We start from the raw sequence: 10,696 nt of genomic DNA, 5'->3' as shown, positions 1-10,696 counted from the left end.
ATGGACTTCACGCTGCTACCCACCGCCGAGACCGACCGCACCTACCTGGCCAGGCTCAACTTCCTGACCGATGTTTTTGGCCAAGAGGACAAGGAAGTCAGCCCCGGCTTCGACGAAGACTATGACTACTATGTGCGCGACTGGGAGCCGCAGGACGGCGGCTTCATCGCCTGGGAGGGCAATATTCCTGCCGGCGGGGTCTGGTTGAATTGGGGCAACGAGGACCGGCACGGTTTTGGCTACGTCAGCGCCGACATCCCCGAGCTCGCCCTCGCGGTAGAACCGCGCTACCGCGGGCAGGGCGTGGGCACGCGGCTGCTTGCCGCAGCCGCAGAACTTGCCCAAAAATTGGGCTGCCCAGGCGTCTCGCTCTCCGTAAACACGGACAATGAGCGCGCCCACCGCCTCTACCTCCACCTGGGTTTTCAGCCCGTTTCCTCCAGCGAGGATCACATCGTTTTCTTCCTGCCAGGGCCCACTTCTTAAGGACTCCTCCACCCCCGGGTGCATTGCCAGCCTTCGCGGCCCGTGGTACAGATTAGGTGTCCACACGGGGGTCCCACTAGGGACTGAGATCGGGCTGATAAGTGCCCGGGACCGTAGAACCTGAACCGGTTTGTACCGGCGTAGGAAGTGAGGAGCTCGTCTTGCCTACACCCAAAATTTCTGAACAACACCCCTCCCATCACCTGGCATGGTTGGAAGACAAAGAGCATGGCATCAAGGTGCCGGTCACCGAGATTGACCAGCTCGATTCCCCCGATGGCTCGAAAAACGCACCTCTGCGCGTCTATCGCACGATGGGCCCCGGAAGCGTCCCCGAGGAAGGACTCGCACCGTGGCGCACCCCCTTCATCACCGAGCGCGGTGATACCGAACCTTATGAAGCACGCGGCCACCGCCTCGAGGATGACGGCCGTGGGGCCGTGCGCCGCGGCGCCCCCTCCCAGCAGTGGCACGGCCGCCGGCCCACCCCCCTGCGCGCCAAGCCCGGCAAGCGCGTCACCCAGATGCACTACGCCCGCCGGGGAATAATCACCCCGGAGATGCGCTTTGTGGCGCTGCGCGAGCAATGCGACGTCGAGCTCGTGCGCTCCGAGCTCGCCGCCGGACGTGCCATCATCCCGCTCAACGTCAATCACCCCGAGGCCGAGCCGATGATCATCGGTTCTAAGTTCTTGGTCAAGATCAACGCCAACATCGGCAACTCTGCTGTGACCAGCTCCATCAGCGAGGAAGTCTCCAAGTTGGAGTGGGCCGCCAAATGGGGCGCCGATACCCTCATGGATCTCTCCACCGGCAATGACATCCACACCACCCGCGAGTGGATCATCCGCAACTCGCCGATTCCCATCGGCACCGTGCCCATCTACCAAGCCTTGGAAAAGGTCGACGGTGATGCCAACGCCTTGACCTGGGAGATCTACCGCGACACCGTCATCGAACAATGCGAGCAGGGCGTCGACTACATGACGGTCCACGCAGGTGTTCTCCTGCGCTACGTTCCGCTCACAGCGGATCGCGTAACCGGGATTGTCTCCCGCGGCGGCTCCATCATGGCTGGTTGGTGCTTGGCACACCACCAGGAGAACTTCCTCTACACGCACTTTGACGAGCTCTGCGAGATCTTCGCGGCTTATGACGTCGCCTTTTCCTTGGGCGACGGCCTGCGTCCTGGCTCCATCGCCGATGCTAACGACGCCGCACAATTCGCCGAGCTCGATACCCTAGCCGAGCTGACCAAACGCGCCTGGAAGTATGACGTGCAGGTCATGGTCGAAGGCCCCGGGCATATCCCGCTGCAGAAGGTCCGCGAGAATGTCGAACGCCAGCAGGAGCTGTGTGAAGGCGCACCCTTCTATACCCTCGGCCCACTCGTCACCGATATTGCGCCCGGCTATGACCACATCACCTCGGCCATCGGTGCTACCGAGATCGCCCGCTACGGCACCGCGATGCTGTGCTACGTCACTCCCAAGGAGCACCTGGGTCTGCCAAACCGCGACGACGTGAAGACCGGCGTTATCACCTACAAGATCGCCGCCCACGCGGCCGATATTGCCAAGGGACATCCCGGTGCCACCGCGCGGGACGACGCCCTATCCAAGGCCCGCTTTGAGTTCCGCTGGCTGGATCAGTTCTCCCTCGGGCTCGATCCAGTCACCGCGCAGGACTATCACGATGAGACCCTGCCGGCTGAGCCCGCCAAGACGGCGCACTTTTGCTCGATGTGCGGACCGAAGTTCTGCTCTATGCGCATCTCGCAGGACATCCGCGACACCTACGGCAGCGCCGAGGCTCAGTCCGCGATAGCCGGCATGCAGCAAAAGAGCGAGGAGTTCATCGCCGCCGGCGGCCAGGTCTACCTCCCCGATCCCAGCATCGGCGCTCCCGAAGAGCTCGTGCGCTAGGACGCCTCTCCCCTCCTCTCCTTAGTTCTCCCTCTCTTGTTTCTGCTTTCTCATCTTGATCGACACAGTTATTTGTCGGTCTATTCTGGTGGGTGATGATTGATTTCTCTGCGCCCGCCGATGTGGTGGCGCCCCAACTTCTGGGTTGCGTCATCACCCTCCACGGGGTCTCCGTCCGCCTCAGCGAAGTGGAAGCTTATCTTGGCGCGGACGACGAGGCCGCCCACACCTTCCGCGGTCCTACTCCCCGCAATGCCGCAATGTTTGGTCCCTCCGGCCACCTCTACGTTTATTCCTCCTATGGGATCCATCGCAATATCAACATTGTCTGCCGCCCTTCGGGCATCGGCCAAGGGTGCCTTTTGCGCGGCGGTGAGGTGATAGCCGGCGTCGACAAGGCACAGCTGCGGCGTGGCAACACCGACTTTTTCAATCTCGCGCGCGGCCCGGGCAACCTAGGAAAGTCACTCGGCGCACAACTAACAGACAACGGCGCTGGGGTTTCCTTAAGCGAAAGGTCCTCCGAACCCGAATGGGTGCGCGGATCCCGCATCGGCATCTCCAAAAACAAAGATGCGGCGCTGCGGTTTTGGATCCCCTTCGATAGAACCGTATCCGGCCGCCGCGGCTACCCCAAGGCCTGATCTGTTCTAGAAGCGCCCGCCATAGCGCTCGTCATCTTCGACAGCTGCGATGATGCGCTCATTGATTTGGGTTAGTTGACGGATCTGCGCCTTGCTCAAGACATCCATCACCGAGCGGCGCGCTTGGGCGGCATGCCCCGGTGCCGTGGCAACCACCTTCTCCCATCCAGCCTCAGTGAGCTGGGCCAAGGTGGTGCGTCGGTCCGTGGAATCCTGGCGGCGAGTAATCCACCCCCGCTTTTCTAAACGGCTAACCACCTGGCTCAACCGGGAAAGCGAACCGTTGGCGGTCAACGCCAAGTCCCGCATGCGCATCTGGTGATTCTCCGCCTCCGAGAGACGCGAGAGCACCGTGTAGTCGAAGAAGCTCAACCCCGCGTCATCCCGCAACTGTGCGTCAAGGATATTGGTCAGGCGGATGGTGACTGCCATGAGGGAGGTGAAAGACGCCAGCTCTTCCTCATCCAACCACGGTTGTTCACTCTGACTCATGGGGGTTAATACTAGCAATACCTTTCTAGGTCACCGCCATGAGTTCTCGGGCACGGCCCGGTTCTTCTAGGAAAGCCGCTTCATCTCCACAGTGACAAACATCTCGGAGCTGGCTTGGCCAGTAAACATTCCGCGCAACGGAGCCACATCTGCGTATTCGCGGCCTTGCGCCACCATGACATGCAATTCGCTCGGAATAAGGGCATTCGTCGGGTCATAGCTGAACCAGGCCCCGTTGAACCACTGCACCCAAGCATGGGATTCACCGATGACGCTCTTACCAACGGGAGCCTCCTTGTCGGGCAGAATATATCCGGATACGTAGCGCGCGGGAATTCCAAGGACGCGCAACGCTCCAATCATGAGGTGTGAATAGTCCTGGCACACTCCCTTTTTGCTCGCCCATGCATCCTCCGCTTTCGCCGTAACTTCGGTCGAGCCGGATTCATAGGTCATCTCCTCGTGGATGAGCTCTCCCACGGCTAAGGCAATCTCGTCGACGGTTCCGCCGCGGGCCGCGATTTCGCGCGCTGTGTCCGCCAGATCTTCTCCCGGTTCCACCGCCGGACTTAGCTGCAGATACTCGTTCCACCTATCGGAGTACTGAGCAACTTCCTCAAGACTCAATTCGGTTCTCTGTGCGGGAATGGCATCTACATCCACGCATGTATCCACGGTGACCGTGAGCTTTTCATGAGGCTCATGCAGCTCGAATGCGGTGACGTTAGTTCCCCAATAATCAATATACGAGTAAGACCAGGGCTTGGGGTAGATGGTGACCTCACGCTCGCGGATGAGCTGCTGAGGCGTGTAAAGAGGGCTCATCCTGATCTCGTTGAAGGAATCGGTAACGCTGGAGGAATACTTGAAGCCCGTGGTGTGGGTGATATGAAGAGTCGTGGTCATGATGTATTTTCCTAACGCTCGTGCCATTGGGAGGACAGGGTCGCCTCAAAGAAGTTCGCAGTAAGTGCCTCGGTTGCTCGTGCGCCTGCCTCCTGTATATCCACGGTGATGTGATCGAGGAGTGTGAAGTTCTCGTCCAGAGGCGCGTATTGAATACGGGCTCGTAGCTGTCCGAGCTGACGAATTGCCTCATCCTCGACCTCGCGGGCCGGCTTGTCCACAACAAGATCATCGAGGCAAGCGAGGGCCTCATTGAGGCAATAGAGAACCGACCGCGGGGACAAGGGGTCGCGGAGAATGAAGTCCACGGCCGCTGACAAGGTGTCCTCCCTGCCTCTGGTCATAACGAAGTTCTGCTGAGCACCGCATGCCTGCAGCACAATGTGATGGTGCGCGGGAAACTCCGGTGCCACGATGGTGGAATAGAGAATCCTGGCAGTCATGTCCATGCGCTCTATTAGCCTGCCAAGCTGCAGGAAGTGCCACGCCTGGTCACGCGGCATGGTGGCGGCGAGCGTACCAATGATCATCGAACAGGAATCCCGCACCTCACGGCAGGCCAACGGTGGCCGCATAAGCGCCAACCTTCCGGACGTTGCCTTGCGATACGAGCGGTTGATCGCCTCCCATGTAGACATCGACAGGATCTCGCGGGCTCGGCGAGCGCTGCCGCGACAGTTACTCAGGGCCGTGACCATTGAATAGGGTGATTGCTCATCGATGCCGAGCATCGCCCAAGCGTCTTCAGAAATCGAGTCTGATTCCACCGGGTTGCCCATGGCACGGCAAAGCTCTGTGCTGAAGGATACGACATCGGCCTCCGTCCCCAGTTCCAAGTTAACGGTAAGTACGCGGGCCTGGTCATCGGCTCTTTCGACGTAGCGGCCAATCCAGAACATGGATTCGGCGATTCTGCTCAACATGAGGAACCCTCCTTAAGTAGGGTTTTGGGTGTTAGGGCTACTGCTTCTGCTGCTTCTATTGCTGCTGCTGTTGCTGCTGCTCGAGGTACTCCTCATCGCGCGCGTCAAGAATTGAGGTCCCCAACCGTTCCAAGCCTTCAGCATCAGGGCTGGGGACGGGGAGACTGCGGCCTACCTCGGATTCGGGGCCGGCGGAATCGTGTGAAATCACCCAGGTGTCTTTGGAGCCGCCGCCTTGGGAAGAATTAACAATCATCTGCCCTTTCTCCAGGGCCACCCTGGTCAAACCTCCGGGCGCAATCCACATATCCTCGCCATCGTTGATGATGAAGGGGCGCAGATCCACGTGGCGCGGTTCCAAGCCTTCATCCGTCATTGTCGGAACGGTGGATAGCTGAATCAACGGCTGCGCGATCCACCCACGCGGATTCGCAATGATGTGCTCGCGCGCGGCAGCCAGTTCCGCCTTCGAGCAACTGGGACCAATGACGACTCCTTTGCCTCCCGAACCGTCGACCGGCTTGATGACAAGCTCCTCGATGCGGTCGAGCACTTCCTCCCTGTGCTGGGGATCCTCCAAGCGCCAGGTATCTACGTTGGGAATCAATGGTTCCTCCCCGAGGTAATAGCGAATGAGATCGGGCACGTAGGAATAGACAAGCTTGTCATCCGCGACGCCATTGCCGACGGCGTTAGCAATGGTGAGGTTTCCATTGGCTTGCGCGGAAATCAGGCCAGCACAACCCAGCAGCGAATCCGGGCGGAACTTGACCGGATCAATGAAATCATCATCCACGCGGCGATAGATCACGTGCACCTGCGTGAGTCCTGTGGTCTCCCGCAGATAGGCGACGCCGTGCCGAACGACGAGGTCGCGGCCCTCCACCAGCGGCACGCCCATGGTTCGAGCAAGCATGGCGTGCTCAAAATAGGCTGAGTTATGAACACCTGGAGTAAGCACCACGATCAAAGGATCCGCTATTCCCGGGGGCGCAGCCTTGGCTAATGCCGCCCTTAGCCTTGCTGGATAGTCATCTACCCGAGCGACGTTGTACCTGGCCACTGCCTCGGGCAGCGCCGCCGCCGTCGCCTGCCTGTTAGTGAGCACATAGGACACCCCAGAAGGGATGCGGGCATTATCCTCTAGGACTCGCAGCTGACCCGCGCCATCCCGAATGAGGTCAATTCCGGCCACGTGAATCCGCACCCCGTTCGCGGGCTTGAATCCAGCCACGGTACGCACGAATTGGGATGAAGTGGTGACCACTGCCCGAGGAATAACACCATCATTAAAGGCCTGACCGGAACCGTAAACATCCGCCAAGAAAGCCTCTAGGGCACGCACCCGTTGCTTGAGTCCGGCCTCCGTGCGGGAGAATTCCTGCGCGGAGATCAGACGGGGAACAATGTCGAGCGGGAATGCCTCCTCTTGCCCGGAAAAATCGAAGGTCACTCCCGTATCAAGATAGCGGGCATTGAGGTAGGAAACCCGCGACTGCAGATCAGCGGCGGAGAGATCTCCGTAGACGTCGAAAAGCTCGCGATAGATGGGGCGGACTCCATCTGAGGCCATCATCTCGTCGAAAATCCGGCCATCATTTGCCTGGTATTTCACTTTTGCGGTCGTCATATGGCAAGCATAGTCCAAATATCTATAAAACTATAGAAATCTAAACAAGACGATTCTTTATTCACTCCTGCGCAAACTTCGTGCGATAGATCAATAGGGCACCCTCCCTAGGAACAACACGGAAGGAGCGCACATGCGCGCGTTAAAGATTGTTGGCCCCTCAAAGGCTGAGATCCAGGAAGTAGCAGAACCGGAAATCGGTACTGGACAAGTAAAGGTCACCGTCGAACGGGCCGGAATCTGCGGAAGCGCCACGGAAATTGGCAGCGCAACTGGGAGCCGATGCCGTCGATCCGCGCGAGACCGATCTCGCGGCCTACACTCGCGATACTTACGGCGACGGGGCCGATGTATCCTTCGAGGCCTCCGGCGCGGGTGCAATAACCCTCAAGGCAGCTGTGGCCGCTGTCCGCAATGGCGGCACGATCGTCATGGTGGCCAGCAGCCACGGCGAGGTGCCCATTGACCTGAACACCATCATGAACTCACAGAAGCGCCTCGTGGGAACGCTGGCTTATACGAACGAGGACTTCGCAGAGGTCATCACCGCCATCGCCGATGGCACTTTGGATCCCAGTCCCTTGGTCTCCTCCACGATCTCGTTGGATGACGCCAGCGAAAAGGGCCTCAACCACCTTCTCGGCGAAGGCCGCAATTCCGAGGTCAAGATCTTGGTTCGGCCTTAATAAAGAGCAAAGCAAAAGACACCTAGCCAATTCACCGATGAGACGGCACGGCGCCAGTGCTCAAGCGTTGACGAATGCCGTCCATCGTTCAAGTTGATCAGTAACAGTGGGCGAACAGTGGGCGCGCCGCGAACCAGGGTAGTTTTCCACGACAGCAGGCAGTGGTCCTAGAATAGCCAGTTCACCAGCAAGCCGATCAGCATCACCCTCCTCGTCCTGCCCAGCTTCAGACAAGTCATCAACAATAACGACACCGTCTGTCGAGACATGACCTAACAGAACATGGGCGGTCTCGTGGAGGATCGTGAAGAGAGCTTTGTCGAGTCGCTTCCCTCTGCCGGAGATGCCGATTAATGGAGTTTCCCCGACAATCATTGCGCTGCCATCAAGTTTCCCTTTAGGAAAAGCTTCCACGTAGATTAGCTTCACTCCGACTTCCGCGAAAGATGCCTGGAAGGAAGCGAACTCCTCAGGACTACATGCTCGCTGCGAAAGCTATCCGGCCAACTCGCGGAGCTTTTCACGAGAATATGGCGCAACCTTCAAAGTATCCCCACTGGCTTTGACACACGCGACCCAAGCCTGCTGAAGCACTGACACCAACTCGTCCGAGTTACTTCGTCTTGCAACAAACCTAACTATTGGCTCCTCTTAATCCCATACCTCATTCGATTACCCATCCACATCTGTGACGTTTTTGAAGCCGCACTTCCTCAACAAGACAACTAGCGCGAGCTCACGCTATCTGGCGCGAGTCGCAACGGCGTCAAGGCTTTCCCTTGTATGTGAGTCCTGCGCTTGCTTCCAAAGGAGATAGGAGTCTTGGAGATTAAGCCAAAACTCAGCGCTTGTTCCTAGCGCAGCCGAAATCTGCTCGGCAGACTCACGAGTGATCTCCTTCTTTCCCGAGATAATTTCAGATACGAACTGCGCAGGCCGTCCTAGAATCTCCGCAAAGGCGGCCTGAGTCCAGCCGCGCGCGTCCAGCTCCTCAGCAAGTGCTCCCCAACGGGGAACACTTCAGCAGCAATCTGCGCACTCATAAAAGCCACTCTCCTTTCAGTGCTAATCAGCCATCTCGATGATGATGACCATCCGGCCTTCTTCATCCGTTTCAAATTTAATGATGAGCCTGAATTGATCATTCAGGCGGATACATGAAGTACCAGCTCGTTTACCCTTGAGTTGCTCCAGCCGAAGAGGGCGCATTGCATACAAGTTCTGCTCGTCAGTGTCCGCACGCAGCACTTGAATCTTCTTCCGATACGCCTTGATAATGTCTGCAACCCAGCGCCGTGGCGCATAGGATGCATCCTCGGTCAAACGCCGAAGCCCATCATCTTGCCTAAGATCACGTTCTCCGAGCCGAATATCTCAGGCTAAGAATAGCTTTAGCGACAGCCTTAGCTTCTACCTAACCCCTTAAAGCTAAACCGGCTCTTCTGGTTGTAGAGTGCATTGGTGTTGTTGGTCAGCACCGAGCCCGATCATTCAGGATAAGCCGAATGACCTTGCTATTGCACTACCGAGTTCTGGCTAGGCGGCCCGTCTGTGGATAACTGCGTCCGGTGCGGGTGGGTTATCCACAGTTTCCTTACTGGGTGCGGGTTGGGGATTGTCGTACCGCGTGGCGGTGCCTTAGCGTGGCGGTCATGGGCTTGCAGGAGTATTTCGCACAACTTAGCCGAGGTGTTGACCTCGTAGCCGAGTGCTCGGGGCTATCTGCGCCAGACCTCGAGAAGATGGGGGCCAGCGCGCAGGATGCCGCCGAGCTTATAAGCCTGCACGCCATCTACTTCGGCTCCACGCCTTATACGGGCAAGCAACGCTTAGCCGTTAATGCGGCCAGGCGCAACGGACACACCTTGAGCACTCTGCGCCACATCGAATCCTTTACCCGCCGCGTCAAAGAACAACGAGCCGCATGGAACCTACGTGTAGAGCTATGCGCCACGCCCAGCGAGCAGGTTACTGCGGTAGCCAGGCGCCGGCTGCGCGAGATGCGTGTCCCCCGCCAGTACACCGAGCGTGTCATGCTGCGCCAGCATCCCAACGGTCTGGCCACCTTGACTGTGACGGGTAATGGGTTGGATATGGCGGATGCTTTCCGGGTCATTGATCACAAGCGGCCAGGGACAAGTTTTATCGCCCGCATGCTCGGCAAGGCAGGCGCGACCCCGGCTGGGCGTACTCGTGTGACCACCATGGCGGTCCTCCAGTTGGAGGACTACGGCACAATCCTGCGCCGCGAGCGCGATGATGTTGTAGTACGCACCACCAGTGGGACTGTTATCACCGGCGCGCAGCTTGTAGAGCGTGCCTGTGCCAACGAGGGTCTTATCACGATCATCAGCCGTACACACGGGCCGGTGGACTTGTACCGCTTTGAGCGCTTCGCGTCGGTCAAGCAGCGCACGATGCTGGCAGCAGAGCATCCCACGTGTGCGTGGCCGGGCTGTAACACCCCGGCAGAGCGAGGGCAGTTCCACCATCTCACACCGTGGAAGCACGGCGGGGAGACTAACGTTGCCAACCTGGTGACCTTGTGTAGTTATCACAACGGGGTTAATGAGGATGATCCGAATGCGCCACCACGGCGCGGGCGCCTTACCCGCGAGGGCGGGACAATAGTCTGGCAGCCCCCGCAAACGCACTAGCCGTTAGGTCAACACCGCCTAACGGCGACTTCCGGCACCCCAAAACACACCCCGGTGGGGAAACCAACAATGAGCAGGACTATGACTGTGCAGTGAGCATCATCGCAGGTACGACACCGATCAGTGAGGTTACGGCGTCAGCTTCGATAAGGGACTCGCTTCTTGCTTGCCACTCCCCCCACGCACTCCAAAACCGGAAGAACCCATTAATCCCGCCGCCGGGCTAAGGAGCAGGAAGTGTGTCTGGATTTTGCTCTTTGCACTGGTAAGTATGTATAAATGCCGGTTTTATATTCCCTGACGGAATATAAACGCCCGAAAGCCGGCCAATACCGCGTTTTAGGCCA

11 protein-coding genes, 1 pseudogene and 1 riboswitch are annotated in these 10,696 nt (G+C 58.6%); of the genes and pseudogenes, 5 read left to right on the top strand and 7 right to left on the bottom strand.

Features of this window, described 5'->3' with window-relative positions:
- The 3 genes from F4V60_RS00055 to F4V60_RS00045 all read left to right on the top strand — a co-directional run bounded on the left by F4V60_RS00055 (position 1) and on the right by F4V60_RS00045 (position 3,055).
- Positions 1-486: a GNAT family N-acetyltransferase gene (locus F4V60_RS00055; RefSeq protein ID WP_084559085.1), complete on the top strand. Its 486-nt coding sequence runs from the start codon at positions 1-3 to the stop codon at positions 484-486.
- A 54-nt stretch (positions 487-540) separates the two neighbouring features.
- Positions 541-650, top strand: a riboswitch (TPP riboswitch).
- Positions 648-2,411, top strand: a complete 1,764-nt coding sequence (thiC, locus tag F4V60_RS00050) for a phosphomethylpyrimidine synthase ThiC (RefSeq protein ID WP_075730911.1) — start codon at positions 648-650, stop codon at positions 2,409-2,411. Its footprint overlaps the riboswitch before it by 3 nt.
- Before the next feature lie 95 nt (positions 2,412-2,506).
- On the top strand, positions 2,507-3,055 hold the full coding sequence (locus F4V60_RS00045) for a DNA-3-methyladenine glycosylase (RefSeq protein ID WP_075728786.1): 549 nt from the start codon (positions 2,507-2,509) through the stop codon (positions 3,053-3,055).
- 6 nt (positions 3,056-3,061) lie between these two features.
- Here F4V60_RS00045 and F4V60_RS00040 read toward each other — a convergent pair whose 3' ends face one another.
- The 4 genes from F4V60_RS00040 to F4V60_RS00025 all read right to left on the bottom strand — a co-directional run bounded on the left by F4V60_RS00040 (position 3,062) and on the right by F4V60_RS00025 (position 7,006).
- Complete coding sequence (locus F4V60_RS00040; RefSeq protein WP_075728785.1) at positions 3,062-3,547, bottom strand: MarR family winged helix-turn-helix transcriptional regulator; 486 nt, start codon at positions 3,545-3,547, stop codon at positions 3,062-3,064.
- 66 nt (positions 3,548-3,613) lie between these two features.
- On the bottom strand, positions 3,614-4,453 hold the full coding sequence (locus F4V60_RS00035; protein ID WP_075728784.1) for a transglutaminase family protein: 840 nt from the start codon (positions 4,451-4,453) through the stop codon (positions 3,614-3,616).
- Between the two features lie 11 nt (positions 4,454-4,464).
- Positions 4,465-5,376, bottom strand: a complete 912-nt coding sequence (locus F4V60_RS00030; protein ID WP_075728783.1) for an alpha-E domain-containing protein — start codon at positions 5,374-5,376, stop codon at positions 4,465-4,467.
- A 55-nt stretch (positions 5,377-5,431) separates the two neighbouring features.
- Entirely contained in the window at positions 5,432-7,006 is a 1,575-nt protein-coding gene (locus tag F4V60_RS00025) for a circularly permuted type 2 ATP-grasp protein (RefSeq protein WP_075728782.1), read from the bottom strand.
- Positions 7,007-7,263: 257 nt separating this feature from the next.
- Between F4V60_RS00025 and F4V60_RS00020 the strand changes: the two are divergent.
- Positions 7,264-7,692 (top strand): annotated as a pseudogene (locus F4V60_RS00020) (zinc-binding dehydrogenase); the annotation flags it as partial.
- Between the two features lie 60 nt (positions 7,693-7,752).
- Here the strand turns inward: F4V60_RS00020 and F4V60_RS12645 are convergent.
- The 3 genes from F4V60_RS12645 to F4V60_RS00010 all read right to left on the bottom strand — a co-directional run bounded on the left by F4V60_RS12645 (position 7,753) and on the right by F4V60_RS00010 (position 9,063).
- Positions 7,753-8,121 (bottom strand): M78 family metallopeptidase domain-containing protein, encoded by a 369-nt coding sequence (locus tag F4V60_RS12645; RefSeq protein ID WP_075728780.1) that lies wholly within the window; start codon positions 8,119-8,121, stop codon positions 7,753-7,755.
- A 312-nt stretch (positions 8,122-8,433) separates the two neighbouring features.
- Positions 8,434-8,640, bottom strand: coding sequence for a helix-turn-helix transcriptional regulator (locus tag F4V60_RS12640; RefSeq protein ID WP_232316036.1), 207 nt, complete (start codon positions 8,638-8,640; stop codon positions 8,434-8,436).
- A 117-nt stretch (positions 8,641-8,757) separates the two neighbouring features.
- Positions 8,758-9,063 (bottom strand): type II toxin-antitoxin system RelE/ParE family toxin, encoded by a 306-nt coding sequence (locus tag F4V60_RS00010; RefSeq protein WP_075728779.1) that lies wholly within the window; start codon positions 9,061-9,063, stop codon positions 8,758-8,760.
- 281 nt (positions 9,064-9,344) lie between these two features.
- On the opposite strand from F4V60_RS00010, the gene F4V60_RS00005 reads away from it, so the two are divergent.
- Positions 9,345-10,349 carry an HNH endonuclease signature motif containing protein gene (locus F4V60_RS00005; protein WP_075730910.1) on the top strand — a complete coding sequence of 335 codons (1,005 nt, stop codon included), beginning with the start codon at positions 9,345-9,347 and terminating at the stop codon, positions 10,347-10,349.
- The last annotated feature ends 347 nt before the right edge of the window (positions 10,350-10,696 follow it).

Source organism: Corynebacterium flavescens, assembly GCF_008693105.1.
Taxonomy (GTDB): Bacteria; Actinomycetota; Actinomycetes; order Mycobacteriales; family Mycobacteriaceae; genus Corynebacterium; species Corynebacterium flavescens.
The sequence above is the reverse complement of the archived record's forward strand: the minus strand, read 5'-3'. Positions and strand labels throughout refer to the sequence as shown.

Excerpts from the sequence above, each read along its gene's own strand:
- F4V60_RS00055 (WP_084559085.1), top strand. The coding sequence starts at position 1 with ATGGACTTCACGCTGCTACCCACCGCCGAGACCGACCGCACCTACCTG.
- F4V60_RS00045 (WP_075728786.1), top strand. The coding sequence starts at position 2,507 with ATGATTGATTTCTCTGCGCCCGCCGATGTGGTGGCGCCCCAACTTCTG.
- F4V60_RS00040 (WP_075728785.1), bottom strand. The coding sequence starts at position 3,547 with ATGAGTCAGAGTGAACAACCGTGGTTGGATGAGGAAGAGCTGGCGTCT.
- F4V60_RS00035 (WP_075728784.1), bottom strand. The coding sequence starts at position 4,453 with ATGACCACGACTCTTCATATCACCCACACCACGGGCTTCAAGTATTCC.
- F4V60_RS00030 (WP_075728783.1), bottom strand. The coding sequence starts at position 5,376 with ATGTTGAGCAGAATCGCCGAATCCATGTTCTGGATTGGCCGCTACGTC.
- F4V60_RS00025 (WP_075728782.1), bottom strand. The coding sequence starts at position 7,006 with ATGACGACCGCAAAAGTGAAATACCAGGCAAATGATGGCCGGATTTTC.
- F4V60_RS00005 (WP_075730910.1), top strand. The coding sequence starts at position 9,345 with ATGGGCTTGCAGGAGTATTTCGCACAACTTAGCCGAGGTGTTGACCTC.